At 60.5% G+C, this 26,040-nt stretch carries 20 protein-coding genes and 1 pseudogene; 5 read left to right on the forward strand and 16 right to left on the reverse strand.

The genetic code is table 11. From position 1 onward, the window contains the following. Positions 1-245 precede the first annotated feature (245 nt). A complete protein-coding gene (locus tag ACVWYZ_RS00205; RefSeq protein ID WP_457465572.1) occupies positions 246-1,796 on the forward strand; it encodes a YifB family Mg chelatase-like AAA ATPase in 1,551 nt (516 codons plus the stop codon). A gap of 87 nt (positions 1,797-1,883) precedes the next feature. Here the strand turns inward: ACVWYZ_RS00205 and recF are convergent, their stop codons facing one another. From recF to rppA, 4 genes are all read right to left on the reverse strand, one after another. Next, positions 1,884-3,050 carry a DNA replication/repair protein RecF gene (gene recF / locus ACVWYZ_RS00210; protein WP_457465574.1) on the reverse strand — a complete coding sequence of 389 codons (1,167 nt, stop codon included), beginning with the start codon at positions 3,048-3,050 and terminating at the stop codon, positions 1,884-1,886. A gap of 168 nt (positions 3,051-3,218) precedes the next feature. After that, the gene (locus ACVWYZ_RS00215; protein WP_457465417.1) at positions 3,219-3,911 is read right to left on the reverse strand and encodes a DNA-binding protein; all 693 of its coding nucleotides are present in this window, start codon (positions 3,909-3,911) and stop codon (positions 3,219-3,221) included. 49 nt (positions 3,912-3,960) lie between these two features. Then, the gene (locus ACVWYZ_RS00220; protein WP_414355524.1) at positions 3,961-5,427 is read right to left on the reverse strand and encodes a sensor histidine kinase; all 1,467 of its coding nucleotides are present in this window, start codon (positions 5,425-5,427) and stop codon (positions 3,961-3,963) included. 22 nt (positions 5,428-5,449) lie between these two features. Beyond that, positions 5,450-6,139 carry a two-component system response regulator RppA gene (gene rppA / locus ACVWYZ_RS00225; protein WP_414355523.1) on the reverse strand — a complete coding sequence of 230 codons (690 nt, stop codon included), beginning with the start codon at positions 6,137-6,139 and terminating at the stop codon, positions 5,450-5,452. Positions 6,140-6,231: 92 nt separating this feature from the next. Here rppA and ACVWYZ_RS00230 point away from each other — a divergent pair, with 92 nt between their 5' ends. Further along, on the forward strand, positions 6,232-6,615 hold the full coding sequence (locus ACVWYZ_RS00230; protein ID WP_011434266.1) for a hypothetical protein: 384 nt from the start codon (positions 6,232-6,234) through the stop codon (positions 6,613-6,615). A gap of 55 nt (positions 6,616-6,670) precedes the next feature. Continuing rightward, positions 6,671-6,854 (forward strand): annotated as a pseudogene (locus tag ACVWYZ_RS00235) (hypothetical protein); the annotation flags it as partial. Between the two features lie 57 nt (positions 6,855-6,911). Here ACVWYZ_RS00235 and ACVWYZ_RS00240 read toward each other — a convergent pair. The 5 genes from ACVWYZ_RS00240 to ACVWYZ_RS00260 all read right to left on the reverse strand — a co-directional run bounded on the left by ACVWYZ_RS00240 (position 6,912) and on the right by ACVWYZ_RS00260 (position 13,815). Beyond that, entirely contained in the window at positions 6,912-7,799 is an 888-nt protein-coding gene (locus ACVWYZ_RS00240) for an ABC transporter substrate-binding protein (protein ID WP_457465419.1), read from the reverse strand. 335 nt (positions 7,800-8,134) lie between these two features. Next, positions 8,135-9,400, reverse strand: a complete 1,266-nt coding sequence (locus ACVWYZ_RS00245) for an energy transducer TonB (RefSeq protein WP_457465421.1) — start codon at positions 9,398-9,400, stop codon at positions 8,135-8,137. Positions 9,401-9,446: 46 nt separating this feature from the next. Continuing rightward, complete coding sequence (locus ACVWYZ_RS00250) at positions 9,447-11,876, reverse strand: TonB-dependent hemoglobin/transferrin/lactoferrin family receptor (RefSeq protein ID WP_457465423.1); 2,430 nt, start codon at positions 11,874-11,876, stop codon at positions 9,447-9,449. A 65-nt stretch (positions 11,877-11,941) separates the two neighbouring features. After that, entirely contained in the window at positions 11,942-12,775 is an 834-nt protein-coding gene (locus tag ACVWYZ_RS00255) for an ABC transporter ATP-binding protein (RefSeq protein ID WP_414408480.1), read from the reverse strand. Beyond that, positions 12,772-13,815: a FecCD family ABC transporter permease gene (locus ACVWYZ_RS00260; RefSeq protein ID WP_414424714.1), complete on the reverse strand. Its 1,044-nt coding sequence runs from the start codon at positions 13,813-13,815 to the stop codon at positions 12,772-12,774. The genes ACVWYZ_RS00255 and ACVWYZ_RS00260 overlap by 4 nt, the downstream gene beginning before the upstream one ends. Before the next feature lie 466 nt (positions 13,816-14,281). Here ACVWYZ_RS00260 and mutS point away from each other — a divergent pair, with 466 nt between their 5' ends. Then, positions 14,282-16,981 carry a DNA mismatch repair protein MutS gene (gene mutS / locus ACVWYZ_RS00265; protein ID WP_457465425.1) on the forward strand — a complete coding sequence of 900 codons (2,700 nt, stop codon included), beginning with the start codon at positions 14,282-14,284 and terminating at the stop codon, positions 16,979-16,981. Between the two features lie 12 nt (positions 16,982-16,993). Here mutS and ACVWYZ_RS00270 read toward each other — a convergent pair whose 3' ends face one another. After that, positions 16,994-17,533 (reverse strand): cofactor assembly of complex C subunit B, encoded by a 540-nt coding sequence (locus ACVWYZ_RS00270; protein WP_414417356.1) that lies wholly within the window; start codon positions 17,531-17,533, stop codon positions 16,994-16,996. 613 nt (positions 17,534-18,146) lie between these two features. On the opposite strand from ACVWYZ_RS00270, the gene sigC reads away from it, so the two are divergent. Then, positions 18,147-19,247: an RNA polymerase sigma factor SigC gene (gene sigC / locus ACVWYZ_RS00275; protein WP_414408483.1), complete on the forward strand. Its 1,101-nt coding sequence runs from the start codon at positions 18,147-18,149 to the stop codon at positions 19,245-19,247. On the opposite strand, the gene murJ is transcribed toward sigC, so the two are convergent. From murJ to ACVWYZ_RS00305, 6 genes are all read right to left on the reverse strand, one after another. Further along, positions 19,244-20,890 carry a murein biosynthesis integral membrane protein MurJ gene (gene murJ / locus ACVWYZ_RS00280; RefSeq protein ID WP_457465426.1) on the reverse strand — a complete coding sequence of 549 codons (1,647 nt, stop codon included), beginning with the start codon at positions 20,888-20,890 and terminating at the stop codon, positions 19,244-19,246. The two genes, sigC and murJ, sit on opposite strands and share 4 nt — an antisense overlap. 63 nt (positions 20,891-20,953) lie before the next feature. Then, the gene (locus ACVWYZ_RS00285) at positions 20,954-22,171 is read right to left on the reverse strand and encodes an RNA-guided endonuclease InsQ/TnpB family protein (RefSeq protein ID WP_457465428.1); all 1,218 of its coding nucleotides are present in this window, start codon (positions 22,169-22,171) and stop codon (positions 20,954-20,956) included. Positions 22,172-22,423: 252 nt separating this feature from the next. After that, positions 22,424-23,251: a HEAT repeat domain-containing protein gene (locus ACVWYZ_RS00290; RefSeq protein ID WP_457465429.1), complete on the reverse strand. Its 828-nt coding sequence runs from the start codon at positions 23,249-23,251 to the stop codon at positions 22,424-22,426. Between the two features lie 33 nt (positions 23,252-23,284). Next, positions 23,285-24,142: a phycobilisome rod-core linker polypeptide gene (locus ACVWYZ_RS00295; RefSeq protein WP_414332161.1), complete on the reverse strand. Its 858-nt coding sequence runs from the start codon at positions 24,140-24,142 to the stop codon at positions 23,285-23,287. Positions 24,143-24,611: 469 nt separating this feature from the next. Then, on the reverse strand, positions 24,612-25,094 hold the full coding sequence (locus ACVWYZ_RS00300; RefSeq protein ID WP_011434281.1) for a globin family protein: 483 nt from the start codon (positions 25,092-25,094) through the stop codon (positions 24,612-24,614). Between the two features lie 193 nt (positions 25,095-25,287). Next, positions 25,288-25,806 carry a globin family protein gene (locus tag ACVWYZ_RS00305; protein ID WP_011434282.1) on the reverse strand — a complete coding sequence of 173 codons (519 nt, stop codon included), beginning with the start codon at positions 25,804-25,806 and terminating at the stop codon, positions 25,288-25,290. Positions 25,807-26,040: the final 234 nt, after the last annotated feature.

The raw sequence follows: 26,040 nt of genomic DNA on the forward strand, positions 1-26,040 counted from the left end.
CTTTGGCTCGGAGAGGGATCCCGCCAATCCATGCGTAATTTCCACGCGATCCTATCCTATCCTTATCGAAGACAGCAGGGAGCACTTTGGGCGGGAAGGCTTCTCAACGTTCACGGAAGCGTCGCGTAGCAGTTTGTAACATTCTCCTCTTGGAAATGCAGCTAAGGGGGAGGGGGGATGCGTCGGCCAAAACTTCTGCCAGGATGAGTTGAGATCTTTACTTATCTTTGGCGGAGGCGCTCTCTTTGTTTGCCCAAGTCACGGCTGCCGCTCTGCTGGGACTCAAGGCCGTGCGGGTCACGGTGGAGGTGGATGTGGGCGGTGGCTTGCCCCAGATCACCTTGGTGGGACTGCCCGATGCCGCCGTTCAGGAAGCCAAAGAGCGGGTGCGGGCGGCGATCAAGAACTCCGGCTTTGCTTTACCCCAGCGGCGGATCATCGTCAACTTGGCCCCTGCCGATCTGCGCAAAGAGGGCCCCAGCTTCGATCTGCCCATTGCCATCGGGATCTTGGCGGCCTCCGGGGTGATCGAGGGGGAAGCGCTGGCCAACACCCTGATGGTGGGGGAATTGGCCCTAGACGGCGCCCTGCGCCCGGTGGCCGGGGTTCTGCCCATTGCCGCCAGTGCTGCTGAGATGGGGATCCGCCGCCTGGTGGTGCCCCAGGAAAATGGGCCGGAAGGAGCAGTGGTGCAAGGGATCCAAGTGTATGGGCTGCCCTCCTTGGCGGCGGTGGTGGGCTGGCTGCAAAACCCAGAGGGAGTTGAGCCGGTGCGGATCCAGCCAGAACAGATGTTGCCAACCGAAACGGAACCCCTGCTGGATTTGGCCGATGTGAAGGGGCAAGAACATGCCCGGCGGGCTCTGGAGATCGCGGCAGCCGGCGGGCACAACCTGTTGCTGGTGGGCAGCCCGGGAGCGGGCAAGACCATGCTGGCGCGGCGACTGCCCGGCATTCTGCCCCAGCTGCAGTGGGAAGAGATGTTGGAGATCACCCGCATCTACTCGGCAGCCGGCCTGTTGCGGCAAAACCTGCACCTGGGACGCCAGACCCCCCTGATCGCCCAGCGGCCCTTTCGCGCTCCCCACCATTCGGCTTCGGCAGTGGCGCTGGTGGGTGGCGGCCCCTACCCCAAACCCGGCGAGATCTCGCTGGCCCACCATGGCATCCTCTACCTGGATGAGCTGACGGAGTTCCGGCGGGAGGTGTTAGAGGTGCTGCGCCAACCCCTGGAAGACGGCAAGGTTACCATCTCCCGCGCCCGCGTTTCCCTGGAGTTTCCCGCCCAAACCACCCTGGTGGCCTCCACCAACCCCTGTCCCTGCGGCTTCTACGGGGATCCGGTTCACCCCTGCACCTGCACGCCGCAACAGCGGGAGCGCTACTGGTCCAAACTTTCGGGGCCCCTGTTGGATCGGATTGACTTGCAGGTGCGGGTGAGTCGCCTCAAGCCGGAAGAAATTGTTCGCGCCCAGAGCGGCGAGCCCTCCCAAGCGGTGCGGCAACGGGTGGAACAAGCCCGGCAACGGCAACGGCAGCGCTTCCAACAGGAGCCCGGGATCCACTGCAACGCCCAGATGCAATCCCGCCACCTGCGGCAGTGGTGCTCCCTTTCGGATCCCTGTCGCAAGCTCTTGGAAAGCGCCATCCAAAAGTTGGCCCTGTCTGCGCGGGGGAGCGACCGCATCCTCAAGGTGGCCCGCACCATCGCCGATCTCGAGGGCGCGGAGGCCATTGCCCCCACCCACATTGCCGAAGCGATTCAATACCGCAGCCTGGATCGCGCTCGGCTGTAGAGCTCAAGCGCTCCGCGCCGCTGACGCGACCACCCCCAGCCCCTCTCCCAGAGGGAGTTTCCCTTACCGCCAGAGCTCCGGTCTGTCCTACGGGATCCCACCCCCTGTTTTGTCGGGAAAAAGCTGTCCCCCCTGCACCTGAAGGATTTGGGCGGCTTTGAGCCAGCCGGCGTCAAAGGATCCCAGGTGGGTGGTGGTAACCAAGGTTTGCACGCGCTCCTGAATGGCTTCCAAGAGTTGGTTTTGCCGGTGCAGATCCAGCTCTGCCAGCACATCGTCCAACAGCAGCAAGGGCGGATCCCTGACCACCTGCTCGATCAGCTCCAGCTCCGCCAATTTCAGAGCCAAAACCAGAGTGCGCTGCTGGCCTTGGGATCCATAGGCGCGGGCGGCAACTCCGTTAATGCACAGCTCCACTTCATCCCGATGGGGGCCCACCAGAGAGCTGCCCAGGGAGTGTTCGGCGGCGGCTTTGGCGCGGATCTCGGCCAAAAACTGGGCTTGGATCACTTCGGGGCTGGCCTGGGGATCCGGCAGGGGCACTTGGGGTCGATAGGTAAGGGTCAGGGTTTCCCGTCCACCGCTAATGACCCGGTGCCAGTGAGCAGCCAAAGGCTCCAGCCGTTGCAGCAGCCGGGCGCGGCGGCGCATAATTCGGCTACCGGTGGTGGCCAGTTGGGCATCCCAGAAGGCCATCTGCGAGAACTGAACGCCAGCAGCCGCTTGCGTTAGCGGGACAGAGTCCTTGGGATCCTGCTTCAAAAGGGCGTTGCGCTGCCTGAGGATCTGGCGATATTGCTCCACCAGGCCGAGATAAACCGGCTCCAGTTGCAGCAACACCCCGTCCAACCAATGGCGCCGCGTCTCCGGAGCGCCCCGCACCAGCTCCAGATCCAGGCTGGAGAACACCACGGCATTCACCTGTCCCAAAAAGTCCGCCTGGCGGCGCAGCACCTGCCCGTCCACCTTCAGGGATCGCCTGCCGCTGCTGCGCAGCTCCATCACCAGCTCATGGGCCACACCCAGCCGTTCAACCGTGGCGGCAATCTGGGCTTGTCGCTCCTCTTGGTATACCAGCTCCCGATCCCGGCTGGCCCGCCGCGAGCGCAAGGTGGCCAACAGCTCCACCGCTTCCAGCAGGTTGGTCTTGCCCTGGGCGTTCTCCCCCACCAGGATGGTTTTGGGCGCGTCAAAGGTGATCTCTTGCTCCCGGTAGTTGCGAAAGTGGCGCAGGTGCAGGAAACGCAGGTACACCAAGGGAGATGTAAAGACGCGATCAGTCAGTATTCGAGAAGAACAGCCCCCGCTCTGGGGGCTTTCACTTTAACCCAACTCCAGCAGGGGCCAGAGAAGATAGAGGGGTTAACCCCGGAAACTCAGCCAGCAGGGATCCCTTCTATCCCCAGTTCCGGGTAGGCCAGATCAGCGCCTGGTCAGGGTAGTCATCCCCCCGAGGCGCTCAGCCGCCAACAGGTGTAGGGCAGCGCGGGCGGAGTAGAGGGCAGCTTTGCTACGGCTGTAGTCGGCGAAGGTGTAGCTGCCGGGATCCGTATTCACGTTGCTCAACAGCTCCTGCGCTTGATTCTGCAGGTCAGAGACGCTGCCGGAGTTGATGTTGGCGAAGGCCATCTCCGCTTGCAGCCGGCTGAGGTACTCCTGAGCCCGGAAAGGGGCCTCGAAGAAGGAACGGCCAGGGCGGCCCATAAAACCCAGCTCCGCCTCATAGAGAACTTTGGCTGCTTTGGCTAAGTTTTCCGCTGCTTTGGCCTGCTCGCGGGCGGCGAAGAAGTTCCCCGCCTCAAGTGAGGCTTGGGCGTTGGTGAAACTCTCCTGGCCGTGTTCCAAAAGGCGGGCAGCCTCTGGGGAAGACCCCCGCTGAGAGAGGAAGCTGGCTTCGGCCAGGTGTCGCTGCGCCTTAGCCAGATCGCGGCTGGCTCGCTCAAGATCCCGCGGGCGCTGCCAAGTTGGCTGTACCTGAAGGGGAGCTGTGGCTTCAGGAGCAGAGCGTCTGCCCCGCTGGGCTTGCGCCGGGGATCCCAGCACCAGGGGGGTGAGCAGAACCAAAATCGGCAGAGAACAACCCAGAGCGCGAGCAAAAGAGGAACGAATCGTCATTGGTCATAGACTCCAATCGACAGGACAAGCCGGTTTGGGTTATCGCGGCTCATCTTGAGAATGGCGGAGAAAAATGACGTGAAGATGACAAGGGCAGCTCTACCGTAAATATCGATCCCTCTCCCACTTGGCTGGCCACTCGCAGGGATCCCCGATGGGCGGTGACGATCTGCTGGGCCAAGGCCAGGCCCAGACCGAACCCACCCGTATGGCGAGCACGGGTTTCATCCACCCGGTAAAACCGCTCAAACAGATGGGGCAGATGCTCGGGGGGAATGCCAATGCCTGTATCCTTGACGTGGAGGTAAGCGCGCTGGCGCTGGCTTTCCAGGCTCACCTGCACTGTGCCGCCTGCAGGGGTGTACTGCAGGGCATTGCGCAGTAGGTTCTCGATGGCTTGCCGCAGCAGGGCAGCGTTCCCCCGCACAAGCCAACCCCCAGAAAGATCCGTCTCAGGCAGGTGGCATTGCCAGTGAAGGCCAAGGGCCTCAGCTTGGGGGCGGTATTGCTCGCTCAGCTCCTGCAACAGCGCTCGCAAATTCAGAAGCGGCAGATCCTCCAGGGGCAGGGATCCCTGCTGGCGGGCCAACTGCAGCAAGGTATCGATCAGCACGCTGAGGCGGCGGGCACCGCTCACCACCTTTTCCAGGCGAGGTTGAGCTTGTTCCGGGGCCAGCAGAGCCATTTGAGCATTGCTCATCAGGGCGGCCAGGGGGGCGCGCAACTCGTGGGAAGCATCGGCAGTGAAGCGTTGCAACTGCTCGTAGGAGCGACGAATCGGCTGCATCGCCAGCCCCCCCAAGATCCAGCCGGCCCCGCCGATCAACGCCAGCGTCAGCGGGATCCCGATCCCCAACCCCCAGCGCAAGCGACCCAGGGTAAGTTGCAGCGGTTCCAGGGGCACCGCCAGTTGCAAGTAGCCCAGTAGCTTTTCCTCCTGCTGCACCGGCAGCGTGAGCTGGCGCAACAGTAAGCCGCTCTCTCCTTCCACCGTTTGGAAACCCAGTTGGAGATGGTGAGGCGGGCCATCCAAGTCAAACAGCTCCAGAGGAGGCCGGGATCCCGTGTACTGGCGCAGGGATCCCAAGCTTTCCCTTCCGGTGCCGGGAGCAGGATCGAACCAGCGCACATAGGCCAAGTGATGGTCGAGGGGTTGGGTTTTCCCCCCCAAAAAGGGCACCTCGTTCAACACCAACCGCCACTGCCCCTGGCGCAGCTCGTACTTAATGGCTGCCGCCATGATCCTGGCCTGAACCTGCAGCTCCTCGTCAAAAGCCTGCAACTGGTTCTCCACTTCCAAGCGGTAGAAGACGGCGGCAAACACCAGCAGGATCCCCCCCATGACCCCGGCAAAGCTGCGGGCCAAGCGACGGCGGCTGTGGTGAAACACCAGGGATCCCGTCCCTCTTGTCGCAGCCTTCTGCCCCAGGTGCGGCTGAAGGGGGTGTGCCAGGGAAACCCAGTTCCAGCCCAGCCATGGGAGAGAATGCTTGTGTTCAGCTCTTTTCACCTCCATCGCCACCCCCTAGAAACTGCTTTCATGGGTTCTCTTCTGGAGAGGCTATGCGCAGCCGGTACCCCTGGCCATACACCGATTCCAGCCAATCTTGGGCCTCCACCTCTTTTAACCGTAGCCGCAACCGCCGCACCAACGCAGCCACGGCATTGCTCTCCGGCTCACAGCCCCATTCCCACACCGCCTGCTCGATCTGGCCCCGACTGAGCACCTGGTTGGGATGGCGCATCAGGTATTCCATCAATTGAAACTCCTTGCCCGAAAGCTGTACCTGCCTCCCCTGCCGCTCTAGGGTCAGGCTGGCCAAGTGCAAGTGCAGGGATCCCAGGCTGAGGCTGTCTCCTTGCCATTGGGGGGAACGGCGTCCCAAAGCCCGCACCCGTGCCAGCAGCTCCACCAGATCCACCGGCTTGACCAAATAGTCGTCCGCCCCCGCATCCAACCCCTGCACCACATCCGATGTTGCGTCTTTGGCAGTTAACATCAGCACCGGCGCACATCCCCCCGATTGGCGGTATTGCCGACAGAGCTGGATCCCGCTTGGCCCCGGCAGCATCCAATCCAAAATCAGGAGATCATAGGCTTTCTCCTCCATCAGCCAGGCAGCCATCTCCCCTTCCTTGGCACAGTCAACCACGTGGCCGCACTTGGACAGGGCAGCCTGTAAAGGCTCCAACTGTTCCGGGTCGTCCTCCACCAGCAAAATTCGCATCGTCCTGTGCGCCGTTGACCAAGACGGCCAGTTCCCACTGCCCAGGCTAGGATGGATCACGGAAATAGCCCTCTGCAAGGGAGAGAACAACGGTGGGGTGGCCCAAAATCCATCGGTGGCAAGATCTAGGGTTTGATTTTTGGCTGGTGCTGCCCTTGGCAGGGCTTCTTTTTGTGGCGGGGGGAGAGTGGGTGACGGGCCAAGCGCTGAGCCGTCCTCGCCGGCTAGAGCAACCTTTGGCGATTCGCAGCCAGCAACAAGCCACCTTGGCTCTGGATATTCTTTCCATTCAGGCGGAGATCCGCCGCTCCCGTGGCTACACCAAGGTGGAGGTGACTACCACCAATCCCCACCTGCGCAAGCTGGAATTTGAATTTCCACAACTGGATCCAGACCAGGTGTCGGCTCAGATTGCCCAAGAGCTTGGCCTTGCTCCCGAGCAAGTGCAGCGCCTGACCCGCTATAGCTTGGACTAGAGCATGACTCTAGTCAATAATAAGCTCAACTATACTGAAAATAATGTATAATATGTTCAGTACGGATTACTACCAGTTGATCTTTCTGTTTACTTTCGAGTCTGCCAACATGGTAGCCAAAGCAAAGCAGAAAATTGGTAGTAAGACGACACGGAAACTGCGCTTTGGGTATTCTACTCAAAGCTTTGCGGGATACCGCCATTCTGGTTGGAAACAAACAGAATGCTATCGCTGCATAGTTGAACAGTGATGTTCAGCAGTGTTCAGCGTAAATGTATCAGACACTCCAAGTCCGTTCAAAAAATGCGGGCTAACTGCTCGCAGGCAGCTCTAATTTTCTCCAAGCTACCGGGATTGACCAAGCCGTAGTAGTCAAATCCATAAACTTTCCCAGTTTGGACGGCTTGCAACCGATTCCAAAAGGGGCGGGAACGGAAAAACGCCAAGGGATCCGCCGCCTCCGGGTTGACCACCAGCAGAACTTCTGGGTTGGCTTCCAGGATGCGCTCTGCCGAAAGGGTGACGTAGCCCCGAAAAGGCCCTTGGCTTTGCAAGGTAGCGGTGAGATTGTCCGCGCCAAAGCGTTCCAGCAGATCCCCGGCCCAGCTTTGCCGGTTGGGAGAAAGAATCGGCTGGGTGCCCACCAAGAGCAAGGTTTTGGGTCGAACGCGGGGCAGTTCCTGGGGCAAAAGGGATCCATACTGCCGCAGCAAGGGATCGGGATCCGCCCCCAAAGCAGCAGCCAGGGTGGCAATCGTCTCTTCCAAAGCAGCCCAACTGTCCACGCGGGTGAGGTAGGTGGGGATCCCCAGCTCCTGCAGCCGTTCTGCCAGAGCCTCGTGAAAGCCACTGGCCCCCACCACCCAGTCCGGTTGTAGGGCCACAAGCTGCTCCAGGTTGGGTTGGTTGCCCAGCCCCAGGCGGGTCAAGCCTTGGAAGCGGGGATCCTCCTCCAACAAACGACCGGCAGGGATCCCCACCAACCTATCGGGGGCCAAGCGATAGAGGATATCGGCAGTCAAGGTGGTGAGGCTGGCTACCCGACGAAAAGGACTCTGTCTCGCTGACAGGAGTGGCTCCTGAGGGATCCGACCTTGGGCTTGGGCCAAACGCCCCATTCCCCAGGCCCCCACGCTGGCCAGACCAAAGGCGAACAGTTGACGGCGAGAAAGACGAGACAGCATAGACAATCTGATACATTTACGCTGAACACTGCTGAACATCACTGTTCAACTATGCAGCGATAGCATTCTGTTTGTTTCCATTCGCGTTAGCGGGACGGAGTCCAAACAGAATGGCGGTATCCCGCAAAGCTTTGAGTAGAATACCCAAAGCGCAGTTTCCGTGTCGTCTTACTACCAATTTTCTGCTTTGCTTTGGCTACCATGTTGGCAGACTCGAAAGTAAACAGAAAGATCAACTGGTAGTAATCCGTACTGAACATATTATACATTATTTTCAGTATAGTTGAGCTTATTATTGACTAGAGTCATGCTCCAAAACAATTCCCAAACAGCAATCAATTGAGGGTGAACTGGATGGGCACCACCACCCAAGACTCGATGGGGGCGTTGTTTCTCAAGGCCGGGCTGAATTCCCACCGCTGCACCGCCTCCTGCGCTGCCCTATCCAGGGCGGGAAACCCACTGGAAGAGGCGATCTCCACCTGCTGCACCTGCCCCTGGGCATTGACCTTGGCCCGCAGCAGCACCTGCCCCTGTTGGCCGAGACGGCGAGCTTGAGGAGGGTAGGGGGGCGGAGGATTGCGACCGGGGATCGGGCGGGCCAGGATGTCCGGCTGGGGGTTGGCAGCCACTGTCGGTGGGGAGGAACTGGGGGTGGCAGGTGTTGGGGCAGAGGAATGGGGTTGGGCTGCACCTATACCGCCAGGTGTCCCAGTTTCAGGATCCCTTGGCCCCAATCTGCTCTCGCTGCCGGGGGAAGGCGGAGCGGCGGCAGTCTTTACGCTGGAACGGATCCCTTGGATCAAGGGGGTAAAGCGGGGCAGAGGGGTGCTTGAGGTAACCGGGGCGGAGGTGAGTGGAGTCGCTGTAGAGGTGGGGGTAACCGCCGGAGTTGGGGTGGGCTGTTGTGGCGGAGGAGTGGGTTGCGGGGTGGCTGTCGGTAATGGGGTCAGTGGAGGCGTAGGGGTCGGAGTTTGCAGGGCCAGCAAAGATTCAGCCTCCGGGATGGCTGGCATCTCGATCTCTTGGGGCACAGGCTCCGGTGGGGATAGATCGTCTGCAGGGGGCGATTCCGGGGCCGGGCCGGGCGGCTCTGCTGTTGGCTCTGGTGGGAGAGATTCTATGGATTCTGAATCCGGTTCGAGCAACTGTGGCTCGGGATCCTCCAGCAAAAGCGTGACTGGGATCCGGAGTTCTGCGTCTGATAAAGGCCGGGATCCCCACCAAGCCAGCCCCAGCAGCGCCATCAGGTGCAAGAGGAGGGAAATCAACCCCTCCCGGCGCAGCGGTCGGGGATCCCTGGCTCGCAGGTGGAGGACGGTCCCCGGCGGATCTTCCCCCTCCTGGCAAGCTGTCCAGAGGGCAGCCCAGCTATAGCCGGCCACCCAAGCCTCTTGCAGCAGCTCCTCGGCACACTCCAGCCAGCCGCTCTCTCTTGCGCCAGCCCAAAGCCACAACGCCAACCAAGCCAGCCCCGCCTCCCAGGCCATGCCCGCCTGCTGCCAATACCACCCCTGCAGTCGCCACAAAAGCTGGGGACAGGACTTCCGAAGAAGAGAGAGGGATCCCTTGGGGGTGCGGGCAGGTGGCTCGGCAAGCATCGGTTAGAGCAGGATCCAGAGTAAACACGGCCTCAGGTCTTGGCCCCTAAAACCGGGTGGAAAAACTGAGCGCAGCATGCCGTCCCGGCTGGGCCCGCCGTTCCACTTCAGGGCCGACAAAGAGAGAGCGGGTTTCGGAGTAGAGAAAATACTTTTCATCAAAGAGATTGAACACCCCGAAATTCAATTGCCAGTTGTCGTCCAGGTTGTAGTAGCCCAGCAGATCCACCACGGTGTAGCCCTTGGGCACAAACGGAATTTGAGGTGGAGCGTTGGGGTTCGGTTGCACTACCTCCCGTTGCGGGTCGCGGGGATCCGCCACCAGCGTGGCCACCAACCTGGCTCCCCAGATCTGGCTGGGATCGTCGTAGTGCAGTCCCAGTACTGCCGTCAGTGGCTCAATGGAAAGAAGGGGTTTGTTTTCGGTGAGGTTATCCCCCACCGCCCAGGCAAAGCTGCCATTGAGGCTCCAGCCGGTCAAATCGGGGCTGAAGAAGTACTGCCCGGTGGCTTCTACACCATAGATGCGGGCCCGACTGACGTTCTGGCTCTGAAAGAGAGTCACCGGTGGAGGTGGCGGGCTCCCTGGCGGGCCGGGGGGTGAAGGCTCGGATCCCACCTCCCGGAAAGCCTCGATAAAGTCGTTGTAGGTGTTGTAGTAGGCGGCCAAGCTAAAGCTGGCCTGGGGGTAGATCCCCCGCAACCCCACTTCAAAGCCTTGGCTGGTTTCCGGTCGCAAGTTGGGATTGGAAAGGGTGCGGTAGCGGAAGAAGGGGCTGACCAGGTTGGTGAAGCCGCTGTTGATTTCGTTGTACTGAGGGGCCCGAAAACCGGTGTTGTACTGGGCCGTAAAGGTGAGGTTGGGATTAATCCTCCACACCAGGCCCACCTTGGGAGAAATGGCATCGGCAAACAGGCTGGCGGCTTCTGCCCCACTTTTCAAGAAGGCTTCGTCAGGGCTGGGGGTGAGGCGGTAGGTGTCGTAGCGGATGCCGGGGATGAGGGTAAAGTTGCCGCCCCCAAAGTCGATCTCATCTTGCAAATACAGCCCAAAGCGCACGGTATCGGAGTCGGGAAAATCTTTGGTGGGAAAAGTGTCCGGGGGGATGTTTTGGGTGACTGCCCCGGTCAGCAGGTTGGTTTGGAAGCGGTTGCGGGGACGTTCGTTGCGGGTGGTGGAGATCTCCATTCCATACACCAAGCGGTGGGAGAGATCCCCGGTTTGGAAGCGGCTCTGGGCCTGTACGCTGGCTCCCAGAATGTTGCTGACCAGCTCGTTGAAGGTATCCCGACGCACAGGCACGGGCCGACCTTGTACCGTGAGGGTGCGTTCTTCCACGCTGGGCTCCTGGGTGCGGGCCGGCTGGTAGTAGATCTGGACGGTGGCCAGCTCAAAAGCGGGGGTATCGGGGTTGGCGTAGCGATATTCCAAACTGAGGCGGCTGCGCTCGGTCTCAATGGTCTCCCTGAAAAAGCGGATGCCGGGATCCAGGTTGCGGGGCGAAAAGGTGGTGGTGGTGCGGTTGTGGAAGTATTCCGCCGTCAGGGTGAGGCTGTCAAAGGGACTGAAGCGATAGACCAGCTTGGCCAGAACATTGTCTCCCTCCACCGTCTGCCGATCCTTGAAACTGGGATCCGCCTGGATATCCGGCTCTCTGGCGTCGCGGCGAGTGTAGATGAGCAGGGCCTCTAAGTTATCCTGCCGACCCGCCAAGCTGAGGGTGTTGACGTACCCTTGGTTTTTGCTGTCGTACTGGCTGGACAGGCCCACATGGCTGTCCCGTTCCCCCAGCAGATCGGCTGGATCCAGGGTGGTATAGGTCACCACACCCCCCAGCGCGTCGCTGCCGTAGAGGGTGGAGGCGGGGCCGCGGATAATTTCTACAGTTTTCAGGGTCTCCAGCTCAAAGGTATCCCGGCCAATGGTGAAGGGGCCGAAGGAAAATCGCTCCGGCTGGCGGATCCCATCCACCTGGATCAGCACCCGGTTGGCGTCGAGGCCGCGGATGTTGAAGTCCTGCAGGCCGTAGCGAACGCTGCGCCGCACGCTCACCCCCGGCTCGTAGCGCACCAGATCCTGAATGTTTTGAACCAGCTCCCGCCGCAACCGCTCCCGGTCGATGACGGTAATGCTGGCGGGCGAGTCGGCCAAGGTGCGCTCGGTGCGAGTACCGGTTACGGTGACCTGTTGCAGGTTAAAGATCGGCGTGCCTTCCTGCTGGAGAGCCCGAAGTTCGGCCTGTAGCCGCTCCACCTCTGCCTGATCCCCCCGCTGGCGGGCAGCTTCGATTTGCGCCTCCAGCTCCCTAATCTGCTCTGGCAGGGTGGTCGGTGCAGGGGTGGCCTGGGCCAACAGCGGCGGAGTTGTCGAATCAGGGATCCGGGCATTGGGCTGAGCCTGGGACAGGGATCCCCAGCCCACTCCCAAACTCAACCCCAAACTCACCACCCGCCACCAACGACCGTTCACGCGCATAACCTCTCATGCTCCTCGAAATCCACAACAGGGAAAATTCACTGCAAAACCGGACAAACCCTCCCTCAGCACCCTGACACCGGCAGGGAGAGGAGCCTTGCTGCCGCTGGAGCTGTGCTGCGCAGGGGGCAAAGCTGTGGCCCTACCGGAGTCGAGATCCACTCCACCTCCAGGCCAAACACCTGTCGCACCCGGCTGGGGGTCAACACCGCCAAGGGAGACCCCAGGGCCTGCATCTGGCCGGATCCCAGCAAGGCAATCTGCTCGCTGTAGCGAATGGCCAAATTCAGGTCGTGCAGCACCGTAACTACCGTCAGGCCCTGCTCCTGCTTCAGCCGTTGCAACAGCTCCAGCAGCTCCAGTTGGTGGCGCAGATCCAAAAAGGTGGTGGGCTCATCCAACAGCAACACCTGCGGCTCCTGCACCAAAGCCAACGCCAGAAAAGCCCGTTGCCGCTCGCCCCCCGAAAGGGTTTCCACCCGCCGCAGCGCCAGGGATCCCAGTCCTGCTTGCTCCAGAGCCCACTCCACCCGCTGCCGATCCGCCGGCGTCAACTGCCACGCCCACCAGGGCTGGTGGGGAGAACGCCCCAGACTCACCAATTGCCGCACCGTCAGCCCTGCCGGGATCCTCGGCTGCTGGGGCAAAAGAGCCAACTGCCGGGCCACCTGCTGGGGAGTGAGTTGAGTGTGCAGATCCCGACCGTCCAGGTACACGCGCCCAGCTTGGGGAATCAGAACCCGACTCAACAGCCGCAGCACCGTCGATTTGCCGGAACCATTGGGGCCGACAATGCTCAGCCATTCCCCCTGTTGCACGCTGAAGCTCACCTGTCGCACCACCGTCCGGGATCCGTAGCCCCCGCTCAAGTCCTCGACCTGCAGGATGGGCTCTCTCATCGCCCCGCCCCCTGCTGCCGCAGCAGCCAGCCGAAAAAGGGAGCCCCCATCACAGCGGTGACAATCCCCACCGGCAGCTCTATCGGGCCCAAACGGCTCAGGATGTCGGCACCGCTCAGCAGGGTCGCCCCTGCCAAGGCAGAAAGGGGCAACAGCCAGCGGTAATCGGATCCCACCCCCTGCCGCACCATGTGGGGCACCACCAAACCGACAAAGCCGATCACCCCCCCCACACTGACAGCGGTTGCCGCCAGCCAAGCCGCCACCAGACCAATCACCACCCGCGTCCGCGCCAGAGGGATCCCCAAGCTCACCGCCATCTCTTCCCCCAAGCTCAGCAGGTTTAAAGCCCGCGCCTGCCCCCATCCCAATCCCAAGCCGACCAGGATATACGCCCCGGCCACCTGCACCTCTGGCCAGCCCCGCCCGCTCAAGCTGCCGATCAACCAGGTGAGAGCCACCTGCACCCGGTCATCTGCCATCAACAACAAGGTGGAGCTAATGGCCCCAAACAGGGCGCTGACGGCCACCCCCGCCAAGATCAGCCGCTCCACCGCCAGTCCCGAGGGAGTACGCGCCAACCCGTACACCAACACGGTAGTCAGCACCCCGCCCACCCAAGCGGCCAGGGGCACCCAAGCCGTCCACTCTCCCAAGGTGAGCAACCCCACCGCCGCCAGGCCCGCCCCCGCCGAAATGCCCAGCAGGTAGGGATCCGCCAGCCCATTGCCCAGCATCCCCTGCAACAGGGCCCCTGCCATCCCCAGAGCCGCCCCCAGCAACTGGGCCAAGAGCGCCCGCGGCAGCCGCAACTGCCAAACAATCGTCTGCCGAATGGGATCCCCCTGCCCCCACAGGGCTTGCCAGAGTTCTGGGAAAGTCATGGGAACGGATCCCAAAGCAATCGAGACCAAAAGTACTAGGAAAATGAAACTCAATAGCAAACAGGTCAAACCGATTGGCGAGAGCAGCCGCTTTCTTTGCCCCCAGCCTCTGCCCCCCTCAACCTCTGTATACGGACACTCGCGATCGACCAGCACCGGGAAAACCTCTCGAGCTTTGCCCAGGAAGAGAGCCTTCTGAGGCCAAGAAACCCCCTCCGCCCGCAAGGTCGGGATGGAAAACTCAGCCAAGTTGGCCAGGCCTCCCTCCCGAGCTTTATTGAAAGTCAAACTCAACAAAACGTAGTCGCTAGAATAGCAAGGCTTCTTGGATGTTGCAAGTCAGTTTCAATAGCTTGTGCCTAAATTTCTCCCTCTTGCGCTTCAGGGCTTTTGGACAAGACCGGGCAGCGCCTCTGCCCAGCCATTCAGACTTACCTCAGGGGGGATCCAACTACCCTGAGCGAGGTCATGGCAACCAACCGCGAAATGGGAATCAGGGGAGAAGGGCTGGGGAAACGTCTCAAACTTCATCTAGACCTGGATCTAGAATGGCCCAAGCTGGTCGGCCCGAGTTGGCTAGACTCCGAACCTTCAGCCCATTGCTTGCCCACGTTTTGATGCCATGAGTTCTTCCGCCGAGCCTACTTGGGATGCCCTGGAGGTGGATCCCACCCTGCTCACCCCCATGATGCAGCACTATGTGGAGCTGAAGCGGCAGTATCCCCACGCCATCTTGCTCTACCGCCTGGGGGATTTCTACGAGATGTTCTTCCAGGACGCCCAGCGGGTGTCGCGGGAGCTGGAGCTGGTGCTCACCGGGCGGGAAGCAGGGGCCATAGGGCGGGTGCCCATGTGCGGGATCCCTTACCATGCTTTCGACCGCTACGCTGCCCAGTTGGTGGCCAAAGGCTATGCCCTGGCCGTCTGCGACCAGATGGAGCCGGCAGATCAGGCCAAGGGCTTGGTGCGGCGGGAAGTGACGCGGGTGATCACCCCTGGCACCGTCCTCGAAGAGGAGCTGCTGCAGGCGCGGCAAAACAACTACCTGGCAGCCGTCGTGCGGTTCAAAGGATCGAAGCAGGCTCCCTGCCGCTGGGGCCTAGCCTATGCGGATATCTCCACCGGCGAGTTCTGGGTGTGTCAGAGCGAGGGGCAAGAGCAACTGGAGCAGGAACTGGCCCGGCTGCAGCCGGCAGAGGTTTTGCTGCCCACCGAGGAGGGGCTGGGACTAGGCCTCATCCGTCCAGGGGATCCCCAGAAGCCCCTGGGTCTCCCCAACCAATACGCCTATACCCTGCGCCCAGCCGAACCTTTTGAACTGGCGGTGGCGCGGGAGAACCTCATGCAGACCTACGGCCTGCGCTCTCTGGAAGGATTGGGCTGTGAGGGATTGCCTCTGGCGGTGCGAGCAGCGGGAGGGCTTTTGCACTACTTAGAAGAAACCCATTCGCCTCAGCGGTGCGTAGCACCAAAGACCCTGCTGCAGCCTTCTCCCCAGGGAGGCCACCCGCTCCTGCCTCCCCCGCGCACCTACCAGCTCACGGACTACCTCATCTTGGATGCCCAAACCCGGCGTAACTTGGAGCTCACCCAGACCATCCGCGAGGGATCCTTTGTCGGATCCCTGCTCTGGGTGCTGGATCACAGCCGTACAGCCATGGGGGGGCGCACTTTGCGGCGCTGGCTAATGCAGCCTTTGCGGGATTCGGAGCAAATCCGCCTTCGCCAAGACACCATCCAAGAGCTTTTGGAAAACCCTTCTCTGCGGGCCCGCCTGGGATCCCTCCTGGACTCTCTGTACGACCTGGAGCGGCTGGCCAACCGCGTCGGATCGGGCACCGCCAACCCGCGCGAGCTGGTGGCCTTGGGATCCTCCTTGGGCAAACTGCCCCAGTTGGCCGAGCTGGTGGGGGAAGCCAAGACTCCCCTCTTGCAAAGCCTGCAACAGGTGGATCCCGCCCTGGTTGAGCTGGGCCAACGCATCGAGCACACCCTCCTGCCCTCCCCTCCCCCTGTGCTCACCGAGGGGGGCCTCATCCGAGCCGGCGTGGATCCCGAGCTGGACAGGCTGCGGCAGCAGGTGGAGCAAGACCGCCAGTGGGTTGCCCAGTTGGAAAAAAGCGAGCGCGACCGCACTGGGATCCCCACTCTCAAGGTGGGCTTCAACAAGGCCTTCGGCTACTACCTCAGCATCAGCCGCGCCAAGGCCCACCAAGTCCCCAAAGAGTACATCCGCAAGCAAACCCTGACCAACGAAGAGCGGTTCATTACCCCCGAGCTCAAAGAAAAAGAGGCCCGCATCCTCACAGCCCAAACCGACATCAACCAGCGGGAATACGAGCTGTTTGTGCAGTTGCGCCAAGAGGCAGGATCCCAGACCGAAGCCATCCGCCAAGTGGCCCAGACCCTGGCTGCCGTCGATGCTCTGTTTGGCCTGGCGGAAGTGGCAGTGCAGCAGGGATACACCCGTCCCCTCCTCACAACAGACCGCCGGCTGATCATCGAGGAGGGTCGCCACCCGGTGGTGGAAAAATCCCTGCCCCAGGGCCTCTTCGTGCCCAATTCGGTGCAACTGGGATCCCCCCACGGCCCGGATCTGATTGTCCTCACTGGCCCCAACATGTCCGGCAAGTCCACTTACCTGCGGCAAATTGGGCTCATCCAAATCCTGGCCCAGATGGGCAGCTTTGTCCCCGCGCGGCGGGCAGAGTTGGGCCTCTGCGACCGCGTATTTACCCGCATTGGCGCTGTGGACGATCTGGCTACCGGCCAGTCCACCTTCATGGTGGAAATGAACGAGACCGCCAACATCCTCAACCACGCCGGCGAGCGCTCCTTGGTGCTGCTGGACGAGATTGGCCGAGGCACCGCTACCTTTGATGGCCTTTCCATTGCCTGGGCGGTGGCGGAATACCTGGCCACTCAGGTGCGCGCCCGTACGGTCTTTGCCACCCACTACCACGAGCTCAACCAACTGGAGACCTTGCTGCCCAACGTGGCCAACTTCCAGGTGGTGGTCAAGGAATTGCAAGATCGCATCATCTTCTTGCACCAGGTACAGCCTGGGGGGGCAGATCGCTCCTATGGCATTGAGGTGGGGCGCATGGCTGGCCTGCCCCAGCCGGTAATCCAGCGGGCCGAACAGGTGCTGGCCTTGGTGGAAAAACACAGCCGCATCGGCCTGGGCCTGCGCAACCAAGGAAAAAGCCAACCTGCCCAGAAGAACTGCAAAAAAGAGCCCGCTCCCAATCGCAGCCCCGATTCCGCCGTTGGGGATCAACTGTCTTTGATCCCAGCACCTCTCTCTCCCGATTGGCCTTAGACTCCCCTACCCCTAATCCAGATCCCGTTCTTGCAACCCCAGGGCTGCAGCCAGCCCATCCAGCTCATCCCGATGCCCCTCCACCCACAGATGGGATCCAGAAGCCGTTGGCGTTCGTTCCCAGGACGAGAGCGGGACAGAGTCCTCGTCGGCTTCCTGCAGTTTCAGGCGGATTTGCTCCGGGCGTTGGTTGCGCTGCCGGTAGTACCAACCCGCCCAAGGAGAAGCCAGCACCACCATCCAGGGCCAAGCTCCCCACCCCGGCTCAAGGGTCTGCAGCACCAAGGCCAAACAGGCCAGTCCCGTCCCCGCCAGCCCCGTCAAAAAAAGGGCCAGCCCCACGCTAGCCTGACCCTGCCCTGCAAAGGTGGCGATCCCCTCGGCATCGGCGGACTGGAGACGATAGCCACGCCTTTCCAAGTGCTCCCGTAGAGCGGATCCCATTTCTTCCAGGCTGCGACTGCTAAAGTAGAGGCGACTCTCCACGCGATCCTTGCCCGCAGCTCGCAGAAAAAAGAATAGACCGATGGCCAATAGAGTCGTCAACGCCAAGGTTGAAACCTTTTCCCCCGTCAGCGGCGCTATGGCCAACCCAAGTGCCTGAGCAGAGCCCAGTCCGCCCAGAGGAAGGGGGTTGACCTGTTCGGGGAGTCTGGCTCCCCCACAGCTGGGTGGGATAGGTGAATGGGAACAGTTCATCGAATAGAATCGAATAGATTGGAATAGGCAAAGCAATTTACACGCTACCTTTGAAGTTTAGACCCTCTAGGATGGATGGGTTACTTCCCCCAAGGACGAGCTGCTGGGTTCACCCTGAGGGCAATACGCTTTTTCGCAGTGGCGGTGACGGTTGAACTGGGGGGATCCTACGCTGGCTCTCATGTCTCTGGGCTGAGAAATGCAACTATAATTAAGTTATGATAAGGGGCTCACGCTCTCCGTGTGACCCCTCCGCTGCTACTTCAGCCTTTCCCTATGGGGCATGGGCAGGAGGTCCGGTTGAGGAAGAGGTCAATGTATGATTTCCTCTGACTGCTGTAAGGCGTTGAGCAGGCGCGAAGTTACCGTTGGGGAACACTTAAGCTTAACTTGCTCCACATCACTGACCATTCCTCTCTCAGCCCACTGAACTGCTACCTCTGTCGCTACATCAGCAACACCCTACATGTCTAACTACGAACCTGAACTCAACGACATTTTGTTGGATAGCTCCGCCGATCTCCTCGAGGCCGCCGAAGAAGCAGAGGTGGATCTGGCCGATGGCGAGCTACTGGAAGAGGAGCCGACCCGCCGCTCCACCGATCTGGTGCGCCTCTATTTACAGGAGATTGGTCGTGTTCCTCTGTTGGGGCGCGATGAAGAGGTGGCCCTGGCCCAAAAAGTCCAAGACTACATGAAGCTCTTGGATTTGCGTCTGCGTTTGCAGAAAGAGTTGGGACGGGATCCCACTCTTGCGGAATGGGTGGCCAAGGCCAACCAGTACCCCGAGTGGGCGCAACTGACCCCTGAAAAGCTGCAGCAGGTTCAGCGAATTGGCAAGCGTGCCAAAGAGCACATGATCAAGGCCAACCTGCGCCTGGTGGTGTCGGTGGCGAAAAAATACCAAAACCGCGGCTTGGAGCTGCTGGATCTGATCCAAGAGGGTACGCTGGGCCTGGAGCGAGCGGTGGAAAAGTTTGACCCGAAAAAGGGATACCGCTTCAGCACCTACGCCTACTGGTGGATCCGGCAGGGCATTACCCGTGCCATTGCCACCCAAAGCCGCACCATCCGCCTGCCCGTTCACATCACCGAGAAGCTGAACAAGATCAAAAAAGCGCAGCGCAAGCTCTCCCAGGAAAAGGGCCGCACCCCCACCATCGAAGACATCGCCTCCGAGTTGGAGATGACGCCGCCTCAAGTACGCGAGCTGTTGGTACGGGTGCCCCGCTCGGTTTCTCTGGAAACCAAGGTGGGCAAAGACAAGGACACCGAACTGGGGGATTTGCTGGAAACTGACGACATTTCTCCAGAAGAGACCATGATGCGGGAAGCCCTGCATCGCGATCTACAGCAGTTGCTCTCGGATCTCACCAGCCGCGAGCGGGATGTGATCCGCATGCGTTTCGGCTTGGGGGATGGGCGCACCTATTCGCTGGCGGAAATCGGTCGCGCCTTGGATCTGTCGCGGGAGCGGGTGCGGCAAATTGAGGCCAAAGCCCTGCAGAAGCTGCGTCAGCCGAAGCGGCGCAACCGCGTGCGAGATTACCTGGAAGCTATCAGCTAGTTCCGGCTTGCCCACTGGCTCCCCCAGCGTCCTACCCGTTTCCGCAGTCGGGCTGCTACCCACTCCACTTCTGGGATCCGCAGGTAGAGAGCTCCGGCGGCAAACAGGCTCACGCCCAACCCTGCGGCCAACCCGGCCCCAATGACGGCGGTGAGGAGCGGGGATCCCAACAGCTCCAGCGGGCGCATTTGCCTCCACAGCCAATGGCTGAGCCCCCCGGCCAAGACGGTGATCCCCAGCAACGGCAGCAGGGCTTGTCCCATCTCCTGCCAAGGGATCCCCGGCAGGTGCCGGTGCAGCCGGATTCCCAAACCGATCAGCGCCACCAGATTAACCCCCGCCGTGGCCAAGGCAATGCCCGGCGCTCCAAAAGCCTGCAAAAATAGAAAGTCCAGTAGGGCATTCAGGCCAATGGCCATGCTGCTGATGCGCAGAGGCGTAGCCCCATCCTCCAGGGCATAGAAGATCCGCACCAGCACATCCCGCAGCAGGTAACCGGTCATCCCCAGACCATAGGCCATGAGCAGGGCTGCCACCTCTTGTGTCACCTCCGGCGTAAAGCGCCCCCGCTGGTAGGCCACTTGGACAATGGGCTCGGCCAAAGCCACCAACAGCATCGACAGGGGCAGGGTCACAATTGCCGTAAGCATCAGCCCTTGGCGGATACGCTGGCGCAGCTCCGGCCAACGGGATCCATCCCCTGCCAACTGGGCATAGAGAGGCATCAAGGGCACCAGCACCATGTTGGAGAGGATCCCCAGCGGCGTTTGTACCAGAAGCTGGGCATATCCCAAGTTGCCGATGGTGCGATCCCCAGGTACGAAAGAGGCAAAAAACAGATCCACATAAACATTGATGTGGATCATCCCGGAGGAGATCACCGCCGGCAACATCAGCAAGCCCACCGCCCGTACCTGCGGGGATCCCCACTCAAAGCGCAGGCGCAGTCGCCCCAGCCCTAACCGCATCTGGAGCGGAACTTGGGCCAACCATTGGGCAATGGCCCCGATGAGCACGCCCCAGGCCAGCAAAGTTGGGATCCCCGTCCATCCCAGCGTGACCAGGATCCCGATCACCGCCAAGCTGGAGATCAGCGGGCTAAGGGCAGGCAAGGCGTAGTGTTCGGCAGCATTCAGCGCTCCAAAGCCGATGCCAATCCACCCGGAGAGCAAGGCCAAAGGGGCCATGATCCGCAGTTGCGCAGCGGCCAGAGCATGGACTTCGGGGCTGGCTCCCGGCGCATTCAGGCGCACCACCCAGTCCGCTCCCCACCAAAGGCCCAAGCTGACCAGCAGGAGCAGGCAGCCTACCAAGGTGGAAATGGATTCCAGCCAGGCAGCCGCATCCTCCCTGTCCCGATCCCGCTGCTTTTTGAGGACACTGACGATGGCGCTGTGAAAAGGGCCGTTGATCCCTCCCAGCAGAATCAACAGAAAACCGGGCAGGATGTAGGCTACCCCGAAGGCGCTGTACTCCGGCCCCGAGCCATACACTGCTGCAATCAAAGCTTGGCGAATAAAGCCTATGCCCTTACTGAGCAAGGTCGCCCCGGCCACCAAGCCCGCCACCGACATCAACGAACGGGATGGCCCTGCTGAAGGAGATCCCCCAGGGATCTCTTCCTGAGTGGCAGACTCCTCCATTACCTTGTGTCCTGCACCCCAACCACTGCCTCAACAACAAAGTAAACTACCCGACTCCGACCGCTAAGCGGTACGGAGCGGGCTTTCAGTAGCCCTGAGCCTGCTCTGCTCTACCAGAGAACAAAACAAGCCCGGACCTCCAGGCTGGTTTACGGCAGCCCCCAAGAGCGCAATCACATTCGCACCATTCAAATCCGCATCCCCTTCCCATCCACAGTGCCCACACTTGAACGACTTGCCACTGCGGTAGGACTTGCCCTGCTCAGGATGGATGTGTAAGCACCGGTGGCAGGTCTGCGACGTGTAAGCAGGCGGCACAAGAACCAGAGAAACCCCTGCAACCCTCGCCTTGTATTCCAGAAACTGACGTAGTTGGTAGAACGCCCAACTGTTGGCCCTTCGTCGCTCGGCTTTGCTGCGCGGCTGTTGATTAACCCTTTCCCGGATCCCTGTCAGGTCTTCCAGAGCGATAGCACTGTTGGTAGCTTTTGCCCTGGAGACAATAGCTTTGGAGATGCGATGATTAACCCACGCTTGAAAGCGTCTCTCCTTGCCAGACAGCCGTTGCAACAGTTGACGGCATCTGCGCCGCGAACTGCGTGTGCCCTTACTGGCTTTGCGTTGGAGTGCCGCCCTCAATCGAGAGTAGTGGTCTCGGACTTTGTTCAACTGCTGTCCATTCCAGTTATCCCCTTCTGACGTATGGGCAATATCTGTCCTTCCCAAGTCCACCCCCAGCACTCTACCCGTGCGTTGCGGTGGGGATGGCTCCGTTTCCACACAGATTTGAATGGAGTAGGAGCCGTCTTTACGCTTGACCAGAGTGGCAGATTTGGGATTGGAGCCCGCCAGCCGTTCTCTCTGGTAGCGGCCAATCGCCAGCCCAAAGCGCTCCCGACCCTCCACCGTGGTCAGCGACACCGTCCAGTCTTTCTCGCGAAACGAAAAGACACGGGCATCGTAGGTCGCAAAGCCTCTCTTGAACGCTTTGACCGGACGGTTTTTCTGTTGGGCAACTTTACGGGCACCGGCCAGCCGTCTGCAGACCTGCTGGTCGCGTAAGCGGGACGTAGTCCTTGCCAAGTTACTGGATAAGCCGAACCGGGCACGGATTTCGCGGTAGCACAGAGACTGGAGCTTAACGGCGTTGACGACTTTCTCTGGCGTGTTTTGGTTGACCCAATTCAAGGCTTGGCCGAAAGCATCCAATGTCTCGTCCAATTTGGCGGCTTGCGACGGGGACACCTTGAGCTTGCAGGATATGGTCAGGACTTGGCTCATAAGTTCATTGTACTTCATCAAAGCGCATTCCTCCCGACACTGACCCTACGGGTACAGTGCGGGGCTCCTGCGATTTCTAGCTGAGGCAGTGCTACAGCCACGGAGCCCAACCCTGGTGCCGAGCGGACAGATTCTGACGGCTTTGAATCGCTGCAGAGGGATGCACAAACTCATGGGCAATGCCTTGATAGGTCAGTTGCAAAGGACTCCGTCCCGCTAATGTGAACAGCAAGGGCCCAGAAGCACCACCGCTCACAGCAGCTCGTCGATCAGCCGCAGCACCTGCTGCAGCTCAGCACCGGGGATCTTTTGATGTTCTAGGTTGATCTCCACCAACTGTTTGAGGGCGAGGAGCTTCAGGTTGGCCTCCACCGCCGCCGCCGCAATGGCCTGTGCTGCCGGCAAATAGCCGCTGGCCCCCAAATCCAAAAGGGCAGCCCGCCGCAGATGGATGTTGTGGTGATTCAACACCGACAGCAGGCGCTGAGCAAAAGTCGGATCCCCAGTGAGACGATAGCAGGCCCGTGCCGCCGCACATTGCAAACGGATGGAAGTGTGCTCTAGGTAGGGACAGATTGGCTCCAGAGCAGCGGTCACTTGCAGTTGTCCAAGAGCCTCGACAATGGCTTCTAGGGCGGCTTGGGCTTCCGTCTGCAGTCCTTGCTCCACAAAGCGCAGCCCTTCTAGCAAAGCGGATCCCAGCTTTTCCACTTCGTCGGGATCCCTATGGAGGTTGTTGGCAAGGGCAATCTCAACCAGCGCCTGGGCAGCCGCTGCCACCACTTGGCCATCAGAGCAAGACAAAGCCGCCTTCAGGGGAGGGATCCCGGCGAGGGATCCCAGTTTACCCAAAGCACGAGCAGCGTTGCGCCGCAGCGGATATCCCCCTTGAGCGGTGCGATCCGTTTCATCGGCCAGGGCCTCGATCAGGGCAGGGATCCCTTCGGCAATGCGCATGCGCCCCAGCCACCAAGCCGCATAGTAGCGTTCCCCTGGATCCCCGTGGCGCAGCTTGGCGATTTGTCCAGCCGGGGTGAGATCCACTGACGGATTGGGATCCAGAGGAACAGCAGTGGTCATGGAATCGACAACGGAGAAGACACCGAGAAGGGATCAAGCGCTGCGGACACTGACGATCTTGGCGCCCGATTTGAGCAACCGCTGCATTGTTGCCGACAGTTGATCGGCAGAGACGAAAATCTGCTGGTTGGATTTGCGCACTCGGCTGGAAGTGGCCAGCGCCGAAGGCGGATTCAGCAGTCGGGTCACTTCCACACAGAACATGCGATCCGACTGGCCCGTTGGCGGCCCCAGGTGTTTGGAAATGGGGCTGGGCGGCAGCAGGCCCCGCACCCCAATGCGGCGAATGGCCGGGGTAAACCCGGTGGCCAAAGGCATCATCAAACGGGGTCTGGGCCCTTGGGAGCGGTCGTTGTTGGCGTAGCCCCCGTAGAGGGCGAAGAGATTGGTAAAGTCGCGGGTGGAATGGGCCTTGCGGTATTCAAACCCACGCGGGTAGGGGACGATGTTGTCTCCAAAAGCTTCTAGGTATTCTGGGCTGTCGATGTAGGAATCGATCTCCGCGCTGTGGCCGCCGGATTGGTAGATGTCCAAATGGCGGGCGATGTCTTTGGGGCTGGTGGGAGCGCGTCCCAGCAGATGCTTGAAATTGAGCTCGATGGCCCGGGTTTGCGAGTTGGGGTAGAAAAACCGCTTTTTGTAGGCTTCGGACTTGGCGATCCATCGCACAAACTCCCGCACCGTCAGGCTGCCCTGGCGTAGCAGCGATTCCGCACTGGCTAGCTCCTTCCTATCGGCCCCAAACAAATGGTCGTTGCCCAGCACCTGACGGTAGATGGCCCGCAGCACCGCATTGAGCTGATCCTGGCTGGCGTTGGGGCGCAACTCCAGTGGGGTGGTCTCCGTAATGCCCCGGATCCCCATCCGGCTTGCCGCTGTAATTGCACTCATGCTAATTCCCCCGATTGAACTGAATGGACACAGATTGAGAACAAGCTTGCGTTTAGGGTCATTTCGATTCAAGCTAGGACATTGCACCCACACCTAAAGTGTTGGTTGCGTCGTCGCGTCGGCGTTGCGGAGCAATAATGCAGGGGGCCAAAAGGCTTTTCAAGGACTCCGTCCCGCTGGCGCGATCAATAGCCCAGGCGTCTCACCCTAGCCTGAAACGACTGTAGAAATCGAAAACTAAAATTAGAAATCAAAAATCGGCAGCCCCAAGCTGCAGAAGAGCAACAGTGGCGCCTTCCTATTGGGGAGACTGATCCGCAAACCCACGTGGTCAAACGTATCTCTCCGCAACGTAGCAGGCTCACCACCGTTGCCCTCAACAACTTTCCCTCGCCATCCCCCTCGGCTTGTGGGATGAGCCAACTGGCTAGCCGGCGTCACCCTTTTAGAGGGATCCCAAGCCAAGGGTTTAGCTGAGCGCGTTGATGGCGTAGTCGATGTAGGTGTTGGCCTCGGTGGCCGCTTGCCCGGTCAGGCCGTGGTTGGCTTTGATGTAGCGCAGGGCTTCGATGAACCAACTGGGGGAGAGCTCAAAAGCGGCGTTGATTTCGCGGATCCCGGCCAACTGATACTCGTCCAGAGGACCGGTGCCACCGGCTACCAAGCAGTAGGTGATGTAGCGCAGGTAGTGGCGCACGTCGCGGGCGCACTTGTCTTTGCCGGCTTGGGTGTGGCACTGCCCACCGGGTTGGGTGGTGTAGGGGAACTTGGCGTAAACGGCTTCGGTGGCACCGCGCACCAGCTCGTCGGCACGGCTGCTCAGAACTCGGGCGGCTTCCATGCTGGCGGCAGCCCGCTGAAAACGGCCATTGATGGCCTGCAATTCGCTGTTGCTCAGGTAGCGCCCTTGGCTGTCGGCAGTGGCGATGGCGTCAACAATTGGGGTTTGCATGATTCAAAACGCTCCTTTACTTAACTCAAGCTCAATGCAAAGAACAAGGCCAAAGCTGCAAAGTCTCAACTGCAAAATCGCTGCAAAAAAAGTTGCTTTTCTAGGGATCCCCTGCCAACCCGAGTTGTCTTAGATCCCAGAGAGGTCTTCACAACTGGATCCGGACACAACAGAAACTTCAGTCCACAAGGGATCAAACCACAGCGGCAGCAGCGCGATCGAAGTAGGATTCGATTTCGGCAATCAGAGCGCTGCAGTCCCCCCGGGTGATGCCGTTGGGGTCGTTTACCACAGCCACCGCAGCCTTTTTCATCTTTTGGATGCCGTTGGCCACCGAGCTACCGGGGGTGCCCAAGGCTTGATAGGTTTCCCGCAGGCCGTTCAAGCAGCGCTCGTTCAGCACACTGGCATCTCCGGCTGCCACGGCGTAGGTGATGTAGCGGAGAATAATGTCCATGTCCCGCATACAGGCAGCCACATTGCGGCTGGGGTAGGCAGGCCCACCGGGAGCGTTCAAATTGGGCTCCTCGGCAAACAACTGACGGATGGCATCGGTCACGATCTTGGAGGCATTGCTGGTGAGGCGGTTCACAGCATCCAAACGCTTGTTCCCCTCAGCAATTACCTGCTGGAGAGCGGCAAACTCGTTCTCTCCCAAAAAAGCGCCTTTGGAGTCAGCTTGGGCAACCACTTTGCCAAATACATCGTTCATGGTTTTGAATCTCCCTAGCGAAAGTAAAAGAGGTTATGAATCCACATTCCCTGCAGCGGACAAGAGAGCACCTGCCGGCCAGGAATGCAACACCGCTTGGATCCCCAGTGCCGAGAGGTGCTGTTTAACTCACAGAACCGCCGACGGGATCAAAGCCGATAGAACCAAGATGAGTAAGCGAAGCTCGCTCCCAGATCCAGGCCACCATCTACGGGATCGGACTTGGACAAGAAG

Source organism: Thermostichus sp. MS-CIW-37 (genome assembly GCF_054060065.1).

Bases quoted from the DNA above. Each gene is read 5' to 3' on its own strand.
- ACVWYZ_RS00240 (WP_457465419.1), bottom strand. From the start codon at position 7,799: ATGCTGTCTCGTCTTTCTCGCCGTCAACTGTTCGCCTTTGGTCTGGCC.
- ACVWYZ_RS00245 (WP_457465421.1), bottom strand. From the start codon at position 9,400: ATGCTTGCCGAGCCACCTGCCCGCACCCCCAAGGGATCCCTCTCTCTT.
- rppA (WP_414355523.1), bottom strand. From the start codon at position 6,139: ATGCGAATTTTGCTGGTGGAGGACGACCCGGAACAGTTGGAGCCTTTA.
- mutS (WP_457465425.1), top strand. From the start codon at position 14,282: ATGAGTTCTTCCGCCGAGCCTACTTGGGATGCCCTGGAGGTGGATCCC.
- ACVWYZ_RS00255 (WP_414408480.1), bottom strand. From the start codon at position 12,775: ATGAGAGAGCCCATCCTGCAGGTCGAGGACTTGAGCGGGGGCTACGGA.
- ACVWYZ_RS00285 (WP_457465428.1), bottom strand. From the start codon at position 22,171: ATGAGCCAAGTCCTGACCATATCCTGCAAGCTCAAGGTGTCCCCGTCG.
- ACVWYZ_RS00305 (WP_011434282.1), bottom strand. From the start codon at position 25,806: ATGAACGATGTATTTGGCAAAGTGGTTGCCCAAGCTGACTCCAAAGGC.
- ACVWYZ_RS00295 (WP_414332161.1), bottom strand. From the start codon at position 24,142: ATGAGTGCAATTACAGCGGCAAGCCGGATGGGGATCCGGGGCATTACG.
- ACVWYZ_RS00300 (WP_011434281.1), bottom strand. From the start codon at position 25,094: ATGCAAACCCCAATTGTTGACGCCATCGCCACTGCCGACAGCCAAGGG.
- ACVWYZ_RS00215 (WP_457465417.1), bottom strand. From the start codon at position 3,911: ATGACGATTCGTTCCTCTTTTGCTCGCGCTCTGGGTTGTTCTCTGCCG.
- ACVWYZ_RS00250 (WP_457465423.1), bottom strand. From the start codon at position 11,876: ATGCGCGTGAACGGTCGTTGGTGGCGGGTGGTGAGTTTGGGGTTGAGT.
- murJ (WP_457465426.1), bottom strand. From the start codon at position 20,890: ATGGAGGAGTCTGCCACTCAGGAAGAGATCCCTGGGGGATCTCCTTCA.
- ACVWYZ_RS00220 (WP_414355524.1), bottom strand. From the start codon at position 5,427: ATGGAGGTGAAAAGAGCTGAACACAAGCATTCTCTCCCATGGCTGGGC.
- ACVWYZ_RS00290 (WP_457465429.1), bottom strand. From the start codon at position 23,251: ATGACCACTGCTGTTCCTCTGGATCCCAATCCGTCAGTGGATCTCACC.
- sigC (WP_414408483.1), top strand. From the start codon at position 18,147: ATGTCTAACTACGAACCTGAACTCAACGACATTTTGTTGGATAGCTCC.